The following is a 14,986-nucleotide window of genomic DNA, read 5'->3' on the forward strand; positions in this document are numbered from 1 at the left end:
GTATACCATTAACTAGTCCATTGTTCGATCTAACTTCTTTAGTGCAAATAAAAAAGTGACAGCAGTCAATATCTGACTAGCTGTCACTTCTTATATCCAGGAATGTAACCTCTCAGACCAAAGAAAAATTACACAAGCTGTGTTGGTTTTTGACCCTTTTTGAACAAAGAATCAATGGAGATTACATAACTGCCATTTAAGAGAAGATAAATAGCGGCCCCAATCATCGAAAGATCCAGCTCGTATCCGGCCATTTGACCGTTTCCGAAGAATCCGACGGCTAATTTCACTTTAAATGTAGCGACTAGAAGTATGATAACCATTAGTGCGGATACAACACGTGTACCGAATCCTATAATCAGTGCAAGGCCCCCTATTAGTTCGATCGTTGCCACGACATAGGCCATAAAGCCTGGAATACCGATACTGTCAAACCAACCTGCTATATTGCCAATACCTCCTTGATACTTAGCAACACCATGAGCAAAGAAGGTAACTCCTAACAGCACTCTTATAATTAAAGCGCCAATATGATAATTATTTTTCACTTTTGAGTCCCCCTTTCTTTACTTACTTTTTTAAAGTCATAAACTTTATGTTCGTATGATACCGTAATATACTTACTTATGTCAAGCAACTATAAATAATTTATTATTGTACTTATTAGGGATTAACGCAAATAATCACGCCTGCTCTCGGCAGCCGTGATTGAAATTAAAAACGATTATATTTATAAAACCTTGCTAATCAAGCTTTATTTGCCAATGTTCCACCCATTACTTTGATTTTTTCTTTGCTGCGGATCTTCCTTGTTTCTCCGGATCATTTGATTTCTCAGCATGTTGAGACCCGTTTGGTTTGATTGGACCGTTGTCACCCATGTTCATTGCTCCTTTCCTTAGGATCTTGTTTAATTATTTGCTAAGAGGTAACGAATTATGCCGTAACTATCAAACACTACATCTCATTAATTGCTTAATTGGATGTAACGATGTGCAAATCTTGAATAGAGGTGCTCATATGTCTTTTCATCTTTTCATAGTGAGAACTAGAATTATTTAGTTGTTCATTGGTTAAGCGGTCCATTGAAATAATCTTAAATTGCCGCCAATAAAGATCATAGTTGTAAGTTGGATGAAAACTCGGCTTGCTCAATTTAATCGTGGATTTATCTAACATTTTGGTTTTGACAACATCAATGGATGCCAACCCTCCAATTCTTGTATGTAACTCACTCTGAGCGGATAGAAAATTTCCGAGTGAATAAAGAACTAAGGTTTCATTTCCTTTTTTCCCTTTTACCCAAGCCGGAGGTTGTAGAACATGCGGGTGATTACCTATCACAATATGAACACCAAGATCCGCTAGCTTTTGGGCAAGTTCAATTTGAGATTTATTCGGGAACCGCTCATATTCCTTGCCCCAATGCACAGCAACCACAACGACATCAGATATTAGTTTGGCCTGTTCCACATCATTACGAATTTGGGTCTCATTAATCATATTTACCAAATAAGATTTTCCTTTGGGAAGTGGAATTCCGTTGGTCCCATAGGTGTAACTCAAAAACGAAAATGTAATACCATTCTTGGTTATCGTCCTAATCCTGTCATGATCTGCTTGTGATTTGAAAGCTCCTGTGTAAGGGATTCCGAGCGTGTCCCAGTAAGTAAGAGCACTTTGAATAACCATCTCTCCTCTATCAAGGGAATGATTATTAGCAACAGTTACAAGATCCACTCCTGCATCTTTCAGTGCATCTCCAACTTCATGAGGGCTGTTAAAGGAAGGATAAGCGGAGAGTCTCAGTTCCTTGCCTCCAATCATCGTTTCTTGATTAGCTACAAGAATATCGGGAACTTGTAACATCCTCTGAACCTCTGTAAACATTTTTTTGAAATTGTAGGTCCCATCTCTTTGTTCTGCGTCGGCATAGACGCGATCGTGAATCAAAATATCACCGATTGCTCCCAAAGTAACTTTGGTAACTACCGACTCTTTTTCTCTAGGTGAGATGGGTAGGGATGGCTTGATCGGTGGTAGAGTCTGGTCTGCTTTTGATTTTATTTCATTGGGTTTTGTATAGCTATTCATGCAGCCGGAAGCCAAAAACAGGATTGTAACAATCACAGCAAGACGTATCATCACGATGAACCTCTCCTGTTGAGTCGAATGGTGATTGCTCCGTTAGTATTCCCCTACCGCGGCGTAGTCCATGATTAAACATTGTTTGGTAAAATAAAAAAGCTTATCCTATTTGGAATAAGCCGTAATTTTCCATCCCTGTTATCGCCCTGAACCTCGGTATTTAGACAGGTTTTTGATGGTTGGTGTAAACCCCGATTATAGATAAGACAGCCGCTACGCCATTAGCAATCGCATTCATCTCATCGTCTTGAATAATATCTAATCCGTAAGCGTTCAATATCAGTTTGGCAGCTCCTAATAAACCCAAAGTTAACGTATAATAGTTCACTTTCATTTCTCTCACCTCCTATAAAAATAGGATGATATATCCTATGTGAGAGAATAAGAGTCGGACATATCCAAATGGTATGGTTCCAAAAGCACAAAAAAAATGCTGCCACCCTTGTTCAGAGGTTGGCAGCACTTTTTACTTTTTCTAGATCAATCCAAACTCCTGACCGACCTTCTGCAGTCTATCTAAGGCAAAAGATAAGTCTTCCTTTGTATGCTGAGCCGTTACAATAAGCCGCACTCGGCCTTTATCCATAGCGACCGTCGGATAAATGATACCTTGGGCGAACACACCTTCTTCCAGCAAACGATCCGAAAAGCGCATGGTTTGTGCGGGATCGCCTATGATAATCGGTATGATAGGTGTCTCACTTGCGCCAGTATCAAAACCTAACTGCTGTAAAGCAGCTCGGAATCCATTAGCGTTATCCCAAAGCTTTGTTACTAAGTCCGAGCTTTCCTTAAGCACTTGAATAGCGGCCAAGCACGTTGCTGCAACCGCAGGCGGTTGCGAGGTACTGAACAGAAACGGCCTTGCCGTATGAATCAAATGCTCTTTCAAGAGCTGGGCACCGGCAACATAGCCACCAACGGCTCCGATTGCTTTGGATAAGGTGCCTATTTGGATATGCACTCTTCCATGAAGACCGAAATGGTCTGTCGAACCTTTACCGTTCGTGCCAAGGACTCCACTCGCGTGGGCATCATCCACATAAACAATAGCGTCATAGGTTTCCGCTAGTTGAACAATGTCGGGAAGCGGAGCGATATCGCCATCCATACTGAATACACCATCTGTTACAACGACGCGTTTACGATGCTTTTGCGTTTCTTTCAAAATGGCTTCAAGCTGATTCATGTCCTTGTGGGCGAAAATTTTGCGGCTTGCCTTCGTTAAGCGAATGCCATCAATAATACTCGCGTGATTCAGCTCATCGCTAATCACCACATCGTCGGGTCCAAGAACAGCTGACAATGCGCCTTGGTTCGTTGTAAAACCGGACTGAAACACAAGGGCCGCCTCAGTGCCTTTAAACTTGGCCAGCTCGATCTCCAGTTCATCGTGAATATCGAGAGTACCCGTTATCGTTCGCACAGAACCGCTGCCAACCCCATACTTCTCGATAGCTGCGATGGCAGCTTCCTTAAGCTTCGGATGATGGGTCAAGCCCAAATAGTTATTGGAAGACATTTGAAGAACTTTCTTACCATTTAGGTACATCCAGGAGTCAGAACCGCTCTCCCATACTTTAATGGAGCGGTATCTTCCTTCTCGCTTCCACCCTTCGATATCCGCTGCCAAATCATTTAAATAGTTCATGTGAACCTCCTCAGAGTTTTGCGGAGCAAAACTTACTTCGTAAGCATCCGCTTTGGAGTTTTGCGGAGCAAAACTTACTTCGTAAGTATCCGCTTTGGAATTTTGCGGAGCAAAACTTACTTCGTAAGCATCCGCTTTAGAGATTTGCTTTAGTGTGCAAATACTATTTTGCCGCATTGACCTTGATTCATTAACTGGAAGGCTTCCTCATACTGATCTAATGTAAATCTATGCGTGATAACCGCTGCCAGATCAATTCGCTTCTGGTTCAGCAATCCCTTCATTTGATACCAAGTTTCGTACATCTTTCGCCCAGTAATCCCTTCAACGCGTAGCCCTTTAAAAATAATTTGATTCGTAAGGTCAAGGCTCACCTCTTTGGTTGGAATGCCGAGTAAGGACACTCTGCCCGCGTTGGCGGCAGCTTCAAAGCCGTCTACGATCGCCTGAGGATTGCCGGACATTTCAAGAACAACATCAACGCCTTCTCCATCCGTCATTTCTCGGATAGCCTTGGACATACGCGTTTCCATGGCGTTAATCGTAACATCCGCACCCATTTGCCGAGCGAGCTCCAAGCGGTTTGGGTTAATATCCGCGGCATAAATTGTTCCTGCTCCGCAAGCCTTTGCTACTTGAATGGCCAATAAGCCAATCGGACCCACACCAATGATGGCAACTGACTTTCCTACAATGTCGCCGGACAGAACCGTTTGCACTGCGTTACCAAGCGGGTCCTGCAAGCAAGCGATTTCATAAGGCAGATCAGGAGCATTATGAATAATGTTGGTTGCCTTCACAACGGCATATTCGGCAAAGCAGCCAGGTGCCGTAATCCCGAAGCTTCTCGTATTCGGGCAAACATGCGCATTCCCTGTTCGGCATGCTTTGCAGGAACCGCATACCATGTGGCCTTCCGCAGAAACATAATCACCGATTGCAACACCCGTGACCCGTTCTCCGACTTCCACAACAATGCCTGCGAATTCATGACCAAAGACGTTCGGCGTTACAACGGTTTTGTCTGCCCAGGCATCCCAATTGTAAATATGTAAATCTGTTCCACATATCGATGTTGCTTTAATGCGGACAAGAACCTCATCGGCTCCGCAAGTCGGAATAGGAACTTCTTTCAATATGGCACCAGGTCCCCTGTGCTCTTTGACCAATCCAATCATAGTAGCGCTCATCATCGTTCCCCCATTAGTTTAATATAATGCACAAACGTGCGTTTTATCATCTATATACCATATTATACAAATGTATGTTATATTGTAAATAGGCATTTTGACAAAACGGAAAATAAATATTGGGGGACCTGATATGAACGAACCGATACATAAAATGGTGGGTCGAAAACTTTTAAATATTCGCAAAACAAGAGGATTAAGCTTAGATCAAGTCGCTGATCTGACAGGGGTTAGCAAAGCAATGCTAGGGCAAATTGAACGAGGAGATTCGAATCCGACGATTTCTGTACTTTGGAAAATTGTGAGTGGCTTACAAATTTCGTTTACAAGTCTAATCGAAGATACCGAACCGAAGATTACGGTTATCCGCGCAGCCGGGCTTTCGCCATTTGAAGAGGAAGATGGACAGTATCGTGCGTTCCCGCTCTTCCCTTTTCACCCTCAAAAGAGCTTTGAAATTTATACGGTCGAAATGGATCGCGACTGCAGCCATGCCTCCGAGCCTCATAATGAGGGCGTTGAAGAATACATTCTCATGGTAGAAGGAAGTCTGGATCTAACGATCTCCCAGGAAAGCTATACGCTCAATGCTGGCGATGCCATTCACTTCACAGCAGATCGGCCACATACGTATACGAATACATCTGAAGCTAAAGCCGTCTATAAAACCTTAATTTACTATCCGCCTTCTTAATTTTCTATTAAAGAACGCAAGCTGCCGAATACCAAGGCCGCTTGCGTTTTTTTTTCTCATTATACCTTGACAAATGTCTTGTAGAATTGCTCGATTTCAATCGGCTTTCCGCCATTCACACGCGATTCCTCGGCAGCAAACGCCATTAGATGGCTTCGCACAGAAGCAGCCGCGGATGATTCACTTTCTCCCCCTGCATATCCACGAACCTCGCGAATAAAACTGCGCACGATGCCCACATCGCCGCCGCTATGCCCTTCTTCGGATGCATGGACATGAATCGCATTCTGCTCATTCGTCACAAAATCAGTTACAGTGAATGTATGCTCTTCCATGTTGCCTCTGATTTCACCCTTTGTTCCCATGACTTGCACAATGCGCGTATTATCCCGTGTAAACCCGCACATGCTGAACATCGCAGTAGCTCCGCTGGCAAATTCCATATTCACTACCTGATGGTCAACGACGTTGTTATCGCTGCGGTACACGCATTTGCCGTATGGCGTTGTGCGCAGCGCCTCAAGTATACCCTCTAAGCTAGTATCCGTTGTGAACTTTGCTGCCCAGTTCTTGCCGGAGCCCAAATAATATTTAGGCGCATAGTATTGGCAGCTGGCTTCCGCCGGACAGCCGTCGAGACAACGTGCAGGCGCGCCTTCGGGCGCGTTCTCTGCATTAAAATGCATAAGTGATCCGAAAGAACTCACACGCTCGCAAGGCTCTCCCATGATATACGATAAAATATCCATATCGTGGCACGATTTGGCCAAAATCATCGGACTTGATAGGTCCGAGTTATTCCAGTTGCCGCGTACAAAGCTGTGCGCCATATGCATATTGCCGACATTCTCATTGAGTTGAATGGAGACAATTTGTCCAATCTTCCCTTCATCGATGACACGTTTCATCGCTGTCCAGAACGCCGTATAACGCAGTACATGGCATATCGTCAGCAAGCGATTATGCTTTTTAGCCATACGCTCCATTTCAACGCATTCTTCTGGACTAGGAGACATCGGTTTTTCAAGAAGGACGTGATAACCAAGCTCTAGCGCCTTCAACGTCGGTTCATAATGCATCTGATCCTGCGTACAGATAATGGCGATATCCGCCAGCTTCGGCTGCGCCAAAAGCTCTTCCCAATCCGCATGGGCATGCTCCTGTGGGATTCGGTGAGCAGCAGCAAAAGCTGATCTTCTAGCTTCATCCGGCTCTGCTACCGCGATAATATCAAGTTCGTGAGGATAATTAAGCGCGTAAGGCGCATAAGCTTGGGCACCGCGATTGCCGGCTCCCAGCAGAATGGCTGTAACTTTTTGCATAGTTGGTCTCTCTCCTTATGTTGTCTGTTAGGACTTGCTGCCTGTAAAAGCAATCCCTTGAATAAATGAACGTTGGAAAATAAAGAAGATAATAATCATAGGCAAAATAGCCATCATAGAGCCTGCCATAATAATCGTATAATTCGTTTTATGCTCGCCTTGGAGGAACGCAATGCCCGCTGACAGCACCATTTTGTCCGGTGAACTGTTAACGATAAGCGGCCACATCAGATCGTTCCACGACCACAGCATGGTGAAAATAGCGAGAGCGATCATCCCCGATTTTGCTAAAGGAAGCATGATCTGCCAATAAATACGAAATTGATTGCAGCCGTCAAGCTTAGCGGCTTCTTCCAGCTCGTGCGGAAGTGTCATGAAAAATTGACGCAGCAGAAATGTGCCGAATGCGCTGAATAAGCCTGGAACAATGAGTGCGGTAAGCGAGTTGAGCCATCCTAGGTCTTTCATAATCATATACTGCGGAATGAGGAATACTTGGCCCGGCACCATAAGTACGGACAGCATCAGAATGAAAAAGAAATGACGCCCCGGAAAGTTAATTCGGGCAAAAGCATAAGCAGCAAGAGAGCAAATGATTAATTGGCCGATTACTTTTACCAACGTTGTAATAAAGGTATTCCAATAAAAAGTGAAAAATGGCAAGTTCACAAATACCTTCGTGTAATTGCTCCATTGAAACGTTTTAGGAAGTAGAACCGGAGGTATCGCTGTTGACTCTCCTAACGTTTTCACCGATGTAAGAAACATCCAGATGAAGGGAGTTACCATGATGACAGCACCTAGGATAAGAATAAGATGAATGAACCCGGTCTGAACCGATTTTCGTTGATGGATTTTGGTGTTCATACAGCTGCCCCCCTCATTCGTAGTGAACCCATTTCTTCTGTATTTTCATTTGAATATACGTAATTATCATAATAATGGTAAACAGCAGGACAGCGATTGAAGACGCATAACCCTTGTTATTTTTCAAGAAGCCGTATTTGTAGTATAAGAACACAATCGACTGCGTTGATTCCATGACGATATCGCCTACCATCATATATATGAAGTCGAATACCTGAAAGGCGCCAATCAATGAAGTAACCAGTACGAAAAAAATGGTTGGCGTCAAGAGAGGTATCGTAATACGCATAAATTTGGTTACAGGCCCCGCACCGTCAATGGATGCGGCTTCATAGTAGGAAGCTGAGATACCTTGGAGTCCGGATAGAAATATAATCATGTGGCTGCCAATGGAACACCATATAGCAACAATAATAATCGATAATAATGCTGTACGATTATCAGTCAACCAGTGAGGACCAGGAATTGACAATAAACCAAGTAAGTAATTGATCAAACCGAAATCAGAATTGTACAGCCATTTCCAGACCATTGCGATCGCGGCCGGCATAGTGATGACCGGAAGAAAATACAATGTGCGATATATGGACAACCCTTTGACCTTCTGGTTCAGCAGAACAGCCAACAGAATAGCCAGGATGATCCCGATCGGCACAGCTAGGACGATATAAATGCTAGTATTTCGGATAGCGTGAAGCAGCTCTTTATCCGTAAACAGTACCTTGTAATTCGCCAAGCCAGTCCAGGTGTATTTGCCAAAAGCCCCCCATTCCGTAAAGGAAAAATAAAAGGTTTGGAACACAGGCCAAATATAAAACACCAGCAGGCCAAGCATTAGTGGCATAATCATGATATATGCCCACTTCCAATCGGATAATCGCTTCGAGCTGAATCGCATGTTTACTCACTCTCCTATGAGTGGAATTGGGGAAGGAGATCCGCTTTCGAACGTTGCTTTCCGAAACGGATCTCCTGATCCTTATTTTTCTGCTGCTAATGCTTGGTTCATCTTAGCTCCGAGCTCTTTGGCCGCATCAGCTACCGGTTTATCTCCCGTCCATGCATTTTTCAAAATTTCTGTTTCGTACGTATTCCAAACCGAAGTATTTTTGGACACAGGGTATGGCGTTGCATACTCTGCCATGTCAATGAAAGCTTTTGCTTTATATTGCGGGAATGTTGCTAACCAGGAAGCCTCGCTGCCTTTATAAGCTGGAATTGCTCCACCTTGCTTCGCAGCGATTTCAGCCGCTTCCTTGGAGCCAAGGAATTTAACGAATTCCCATGCTTCTTTCGGATGTTTGGTGTTCGCGGATATGACATTACCCAGACCGTGAATGACAACGCCTTGCTTTTTCCCTTTTGGCAGCACGGCTACGTCAGCATTGTTTTTCATCTCAGCATTTTGATTGATAGTAAACGCTGCCCAAGAGCCGTCAAAATACATAGCGAGTTTGCCTGATGTGAACATATCGGCAGGAGCCGTTTCCGTCATTTGAGCTAGTGTCGGAGATACTTTATGCACTTGAATCAGATCCGTTAGAAATTTCAAACCTTCAATTGCTTCCGGTTGATCAAAGCCTGATTTCTTATGATCTTCCGAAATGACATTGCCACCAGCCTGAAGAATAGTGTTATAGAAATCCTCCTGATTCATCATTGGAGCCGCGAAGCCATATATGCCTTTAGCAGGGTCTGTTAATTTCTTAGCTGCTTCCGTTAACTTGCTCCAATCCCACGTGCCGTCAGGATAAGGAATCCCTTTATCATCGAACAACTTTTTGTTGTACCATAAGCCAATCGTGTCAAAGTCTTTAGGAATTCCATAATTTTTGCCGCCCAGACTATAGAGCGAAACCAGCGAGGTTGGATATTTGGTGAGATCTAACTGATCGGTCTTGATCGTCTCTGTCAAATCCTTCAACATGCCGTTACCTGCATACTTGACGAAATTAGGACCATTCATCCAAAGCACGTCAGGCATTGTCCCGCCTTGAGCGGCCGTTTCTAATTTGGTGAAATATTGTTTGTACGGCGTATTTTCCGCTTTTACTTCAATATTCGGGTGACTCGCTTGGAACGCTTTGATGACATCGGTCATCGTATCCATACTCCAGCCGCCATACGTAATTGTCACTTTTTCACCAGATGCAGTAGCTGTAGCCTTTCCATCGGTTTTGGGAGCTGTTGTGGAAGTAGAGTTAGATGAACCAGAATTACCGCAAGCGCTTACAATAACCATCGCCGACATGAGCGTTGTGATGAGAACAACCTTTTTTGTATTGTTGACCATTTCGCTATCACCCTTTTTTTTCATTTTTTATGATCGAAAATGCAAATCGTACATACGCCGAAAACCTATTTCACCCCCCTTCATTTCCCATAAATTAATTGGTGCCAAATTCTGGACAACGTTATCCAAGATACTAAAAAAATTTAGTTTCTCGTAAATACAGAAGATTGTCTCACAATAAGTCGATGTGGAAGCAGCACTTTGGAAAGCTGCGGTTGCTCGCCATTCAGCATATCCAACAAGGTTGAAGCTGCTGTTGTGCCTATTTCGACTTTTGGTACATGAACCGACGATAATGGCGGTGTTGTATATTGGGCAAAATCAATATTATCCATCGAGATGAAAGCAATATCCTCTGGAATGCGCAATTGGTTCTCAATGACAGCTCGCATAGCTGGAATCGCTAATTGGTCACTCGCTGAAAATATAGCCGTAGGTCGTTCCAAATCTGTTCGCTTCAAGCGCTCCATGATACTCTCGTAACTGCGGTCGATTTCCCACCGGGTGTCTATCACCCATTCTTTGTTTAAAGGAATACCCGCATCGTACATGGCAAATTTAAAGCCCTGAAATCTCTCTTCGCTGTTTAATTCACTTGTATGACCTGGCCCGCCGACAAAACCGATCGATTGGTGCCCTTGCGAAATGAGGTGATCGACAGCTGACTTCGCGGCGTGAATACGGTCGTAATCAACCATCGTAATTTCCGTACCGTTCGTACAAATACCGATCAGTGCTAGTTCATCCACTTTTAGCAAATAGTCAACGATCTCGGGGCCTACTTCACCAACGATAATAATGCCATCGACTTGTATATCATGTATGCAACGATGCAGAAGCGCTTCGTCTTTAAGCTCATCAGAGGTATGCATGAAACCCAAAGAATAACCAGATTCCAATATTTTCTTGGTAAAAGCAGTAATGATCGGAGAGTAATAAGGGTGATCGTCTTTCTGACGAGCCGTTTGAATGATGCAGCCAATTTGCTTCGTCTGCTTTTTCTCTACCTTTTGTTTGTTTACAAGGTGACGCGCCGATTCATTTGGTGTGTAATTCAATTGACGCACAGCCTCCCAAACCTTGGCCTTCGTCTCCGGGTTGATGTGCCTGCTGGTATCATTTCTCACCACACGTGAGGCTGTTGAAATGGAGACTCCGACTAAATCTGCAATATCTTTGAGAGTAGGCATTTCATACAGCTCCTTCTATCCAAACCTTATATCCAACTTTTGCCCAAACGTTATCCTGATGTTTGGGGTAAACGCTTTCTTACAGAATAGTTCATCTCTTTATGAGTTGTCAATACGTTTGACACCTTAAATCACAAAAAAAGTGCTGACACCTTTTAATAAGGGTTGCAGCACTTTTTTACAATCTAGACATTTATTACGAAGGCGCAGGTTCAGCTGTTACCTTATACTTGGACGAAATGTATGTGACAGTTTTCGCTTCGGTAATCACCTGAGCATACATCATGTCAGGTTTCGGGTCGAGCAAAGTATACGTAATGACAGCCTGACCATCTTCGTTAAACTGGATCGCATTAACTTCAATACCGTAGCCTGTGTTAGGTTTATCTCCTCTGGAAAGCGTTACCTTATTAACATCATCATTTACTTTCTCAACCTTTACCGCAACTTCTTCAGTTGGAGCCGGTTTTTGAGTATTAGCTTCCATTACGCGAATAGCGTTATAGAGCCAACCCGCTGCTTCTCCACGCGTGAGCTCACTTTTAGGATTAAACTTACCATCCTTATCAAGAGTAGTAATTTTATAAAGCAGAAGTCTCTGTAAAGTGCCTTGATAATCAATCGTAATTTGATCCTCATCCTTGATCATGATGAACATTTTGACCAGCGGGAAATTGCCTTTCTTTTCTAAGGCACGAACTAATAAGTCCCCAAACTGTTCGCGCGTAATCGTTGCATTCGGGTTCACATCCTTTGGAATCTCCAACCCGTGATAATGAGCAATGATAAAGGCGTCCGCATACCAAGCGTCATTCGCTATGTTCGTATACATATCCGTTGCTACTGGCTGTTTTTTGAACTTCATTAAATCTAAGTTCAGGTCCAAGCCTTTTACAATCATTTGCACGCTCTGTGCATAGCTAATTTTACCTTTAGGAACAAAGTGCTCCTGATCGATCCCGCTTACGACACCACGGTCTTTCAGGGCCAGAATGGATTCCGCTTGTCCTTCATCTAAATCCGAAAATGCAAAAGCTGAACCGAATGTCAAACTACTGCACAATAAAGTTGTTAACGTTAACGCGGCTATTTTTTTCATCTGCTCTGTTCTCCTTTGGGCCTGTTTTTGTATAACCCGTTTCTGAGTTACTTACTTAACGCAGAGCAGACAAATAATGTTGCAAATGATTTTACTATATAAAAGAAGACTTTATTTCCGCTCCATGACCGAAAGTAATTCTTGTTTAAATTCGTCATCTAAATGATCATTACCTATAAAATTCAACATCAACTGTTTATTTATACGATTGCCTTTAAGATAGTTTAATAAGAGATCTGCTTTATACTTCCTACCCATCATTAGATAGGCAACACACCATATTTCAGGGGGACTGACTTGGACACCATGCCAAATTGCCGCGTTTTCAATGGGAAAACCCACTGTTCCTTTGGTGTTTTGCAATGCGAAGGAGCCAATAAAATCAATATGCAAAGAGGGAACATGGATGCGAAACTCACTTGCATATGGATAGTCCCCACTTTTAAGTTCCGTCCATGGTAAGTCGTCTAAAACCTCAATCAGTTTTTCCTTTGGGCATTCCACAACAATATCCCAATCATTAACTTTATCGACGAGCCCCAAATAAAACAGTAAACCGCTCCCACCAAGGGAATATGGTATTTGATTATGATTGAGCTTTTCTGCAATTTCTTGTAAGTCTTTGATATTCATTTTTTGAATTCTCATTTCTAATGTAGTTTTAAATAAATTCGTGAAAACTAATTGGTTTCCTTTTATCCATCATCACATGAAATCCTCAGGTCCTACCAAATAACCAACTGCCGCGTCAAACCTCTACGTCTTGCTGTCTCCTACTATGACTAATTGGTCCGAAAGTGCTTTCAATGTTAAAAAGATATAAATTTACCTGTCAAGGAATTATTACTCATCAAATTCTAACGAAATTCTAATAATGCGAATTATGCTAGGAGCGTTATGGCTTTCGGCTCTATTCGGTAAATTTTAGGGGTTTTCAACTATGATAAAGTGAGTGTAGATGCGAGATTCGCCTCAGCTTTTATACCAAAAGGAGGAAGTTAATTCATGCAAAAAAAGAATAAGAACTACCTTGGAAAAAAGACAATATTATCTTTAGGCTTAGCGCTCTCCATGTTTAGTGGCTTTTCCACAAGTGCTCTTGCTGCCCCTGTAGCAACTGCAACCGTGAATAAGGGTGTTAACTTCCGAGCCGATCAGAGTACGAACGCTCCCGTTTGGGGATTTATTAAACAAGGCACTGTATTGCCTGTTGAAGCTGCCAATGACTACTGGGTTTTAGTCGATTACAATGGAAAACAGGGCTATGTTTCACGCGCTTATGTAACCGTACATGAAAATAAGCCTTCTCCTTCTCCTTCTCCTTCTCCTTCTCCTGCGCCTTCTAATCCCGCTACTGGCGGCAGTTTAGCGAATAAAATTATCAAAACAGCTAACTCATTTAAAGGCCGGGTCAAATATGTATTTGGTTCGAGAGATCAACAGCGTTTGCGTTTAGATTGTTCTTCCTTCACGCAATATGTATTTCAACTAAATGGCGTTCAAATTCCTTGGGGATCTAAGGCTCAAGCCAAATTGGGCTCATACATTCCACGCAATCAGCTCCAACCGGGTGATTTGGTATTTTTCAGTGTAAGTACACCAGGTCAAATTAACCATGTGGGCATCTACATAGGGAATGGACAATTCATTAACAATTTGCCGAACAAAGGTGTAGTCGTCGGTGACCTCAATAGCTCATATTGGACAAGCCATTACATCACAGGCCGCAGAGTCTAAGCCATTAGAGCTCTATAACTTAAATAAGAACCCTTCCTTTTTCTAAAAGGAGGGTTCTTCATCGTTTCATCTCCTATTGAAGTATTTGGTTTATTTGGGTAATAGACACATATAATGATCTTAGCTTCCGACGGACAGGCATGAGTTTTACATGAGAGGACAACCATATATGCAGGATTGGTTCATTATTTTCATGTACAATTTATTCACGAATATCGATAACGCGATTATGATCCAGCTGTCTCTTCATAAATATAATCTCAGCGGTAAGATCAAATTTTATCTTTTTATGCTCCTCTGCTTGTTTCGTATTCTATATATTGCATGTGTACAATCGATGTCAGATGTGCCCTACATCAATGTTGCAACGGCCCTCATTATGTTCTTCTTCGCCATTCGGATGGTCATGCCTAAGAAAATGATGAGAAGACATTTAACCTATCTATTCATTTTCAGCAGTATTGCAACCTTAGATTTAATCATGAGTATTGATAGTATCTTGCTGACAGCCAGGCTATCAGATAACTTATTATTCATCGCAATGGGCGTATTGCCGGCTTTATGTCTCATCTTTTTATTTTCCTCTAAAATGGAAGAATTCATTACAAAAATGCCCTGGATTGAAGTTGCCATCGCCGGCTTATTAGCCCAGTTAGCTGTCCTTCAGCTAAAAAAAGAACCAGACATCCTGCACTTGCTGCAAGAGGAATGGTTCGATTTAATGGCCATCACCGCCATGTGCGTGATATGCAGTATGGGTTGGTTCAATCTTTGGAGGAAGACGTATTGACATCC

At 42.8% G+C, this 14,986-nt stretch carries 15 protein-coding genes; 3 read left to right on the plus strand and 12 right to left on the minus strand.

Features of this window, described 5'->3' with window-relative positions:
- Positions 1 to 128: 128 nt before the first annotated feature.
- The 5 genes from GC098_RS22500 to tdh all read right to left on the minus strand — a co-directional run bounded on the left by GC098_RS22500 (position 129) and on the right by tdh (position 4,989).
- The gene (locus tag GC098_RS22500) at positions 129 to 548 is read right to left on the minus strand and encodes a DoxX family protein (RefSeq protein WP_171645462.1); all 420 of its coding nucleotides are present in this window, start codon (positions 546 to 548) and stop codon (positions 129 to 131) included.
- 427 nt (positions 549 to 975) lie between these two features.
- Positions 976 to 2,145 carry a CapA family protein gene (locus GC098_RS22505; RefSeq protein ID WP_246358857.1) on the minus strand — a complete coding sequence of 390 codons (1,170 nt, stop codon included), beginning with the start codon at positions 2,143 to 2,145 and terminating at the stop codon, positions 976 to 978.
- Between the two features lie 163 nt (positions 2,146 to 2,308).
- Positions 2,309 to 2,482 (minus strand): hypothetical protein, encoded by a 174-nt coding sequence (locus GC098_RS22510; protein ID WP_164484181.1) that lies wholly within the window; start codon positions 2,480 to 2,482, stop codon positions 2,309 to 2,311.
- Positions 2,483 to 2,623: 141 nt separating this feature from the next.
- Positions 2,624 to 3,799: a glycine C-acetyltransferase gene (locus GC098_RS22515; RefSeq protein ID WP_171645596.1), complete on the minus strand. Its 1,176-nt coding sequence runs from the start codon at positions 3,797 to 3,799 to the stop codon at positions 2,624 to 2,626.
- Between the two features lie 149 nt (positions 3,800 to 3,948).
- The gene (gene tdh, locus GC098_RS22520) at positions 3,949 to 4,989 is read right to left on the minus strand and encodes an L-threonine 3-dehydrogenase (protein ID WP_171645464.1); all 1,041 of its coding nucleotides are present in this window, start codon (positions 4,987 to 4,989) and stop codon (positions 3,949 to 3,951) included.
- A gap of 133 nt (positions 4,990 to 5,122) precedes the next feature.
- Between tdh and GC098_RS22525 the strand changes: the two genes are divergently transcribed.
- On the plus strand, positions 5,123 to 5,683 hold the full coding sequence (locus tag GC098_RS22525; RefSeq protein WP_171645465.1) for a helix-turn-helix domain-containing protein: 561 nt from the start codon (positions 5,123 to 5,125) through the stop codon (positions 5,681 to 5,683).
- A 59-nt stretch (positions 5,684 to 5,742) separates the two neighbouring features.
- On the opposite strand, the gene GC098_RS22530 is transcribed toward GC098_RS22525, so the two are convergent.
- The 7 genes from GC098_RS22530 to GC098_RS22560 form a co-directional block, all read right to left on the minus strand.
- Positions 5,743 to 7,005 (minus strand): Gfo/Idh/MocA family protein, encoded by a 1,263-nt coding sequence (locus tag GC098_RS22530; protein ID WP_171645466.1) that lies wholly within the window; start codon positions 7,003 to 7,005, stop codon positions 5,743 to 5,745.
- A 27-nt stretch (positions 7,006 to 7,032) separates the two neighbouring features.
- Complete coding sequence (locus GC098_RS22535) at positions 7,033 to 7,872, minus strand: carbohydrate ABC transporter permease (RefSeq protein ID WP_171645467.1); 840 nt, start codon at positions 7,870 to 7,872, stop codon at positions 7,033 to 7,035.
- A 13-nt stretch (positions 7,873 to 7,885) separates the two neighbouring features.
- Entirely contained in the window at positions 7,886 to 8,770 is an 885-nt protein-coding gene (locus GC098_RS22540) for a carbohydrate ABC transporter permease (protein ID WP_171645468.1), read from the minus strand.
- Positions 8,771 to 8,851: 81 nt separating this feature from the next.
- Positions 8,852 to 10,165: an ABC transporter substrate-binding protein gene (locus tag GC098_RS22545; RefSeq protein WP_171645469.1), complete on the minus strand. Its 1,314-nt coding sequence runs from the start codon at positions 10,163 to 10,165 to the stop codon at positions 8,852 to 8,854.
- Positions 10,166 to 10,308: 143 nt separating this feature from the next.
- Positions 10,309 to 11,355, minus strand: coding sequence for a LacI family DNA-binding transcriptional regulator (locus GC098_RS22550; RefSeq protein WP_171645470.1), 1,047 nt, complete (start codon positions 11,353 to 11,355; stop codon positions 10,309 to 10,311).
- 196 nt (positions 11,356 to 11,551) lie between these two features.
- Complete coding sequence (locus GC098_RS22555; RefSeq protein WP_171645471.1) at positions 11,552 to 12,454, minus strand: S-layer homology domain-containing protein; 903 nt, start codon at positions 12,452 to 12,454, stop codon at positions 11,552 to 11,554.
- Between the two features lie 111 nt (positions 12,455 to 12,565).
- A complete protein-coding gene (locus tag GC098_RS22560; protein ID WP_171645472.1) occupies positions 12,566 to 13,087 on the minus strand; it encodes a hypothetical protein in 522 nt (173 codons plus the stop codon).
- Between the two features lie 372 nt (positions 13,088 to 13,459).
- Here GC098_RS22560 and GC098_RS22565 point away from each other — a divergent pair, with 372 nt between their 5' ends.
- A complete protein-coding gene (locus tag GC098_RS22565) occupies positions 13,460 to 14,191 on the plus strand; it encodes a C40 family peptidase (protein WP_246358841.1) in 732 nt (243 codons plus the stop codon).
- A 151-nt stretch (positions 14,192 to 14,342) separates the two neighbouring features.
- Positions 14,343 to 14,981, plus strand: a complete 639-nt coding sequence (locus GC098_RS22570) for a TerC family protein (RefSeq protein WP_171645473.1) — start codon at positions 14,343 to 14,345, stop codon at positions 14,979 to 14,981.
- Positions 14,982 to 14,986: the final 5 nt, after the last annotated feature.

The organism is Paenibacillus phytorum (assembly GCF_013141715.1).
Classification (GTDB): Bacteria; Bacillota; Bacilli; order Paenibacillales; family NBRC-103111; genus Paenibacillus_E; species Paenibacillus_E phytorum.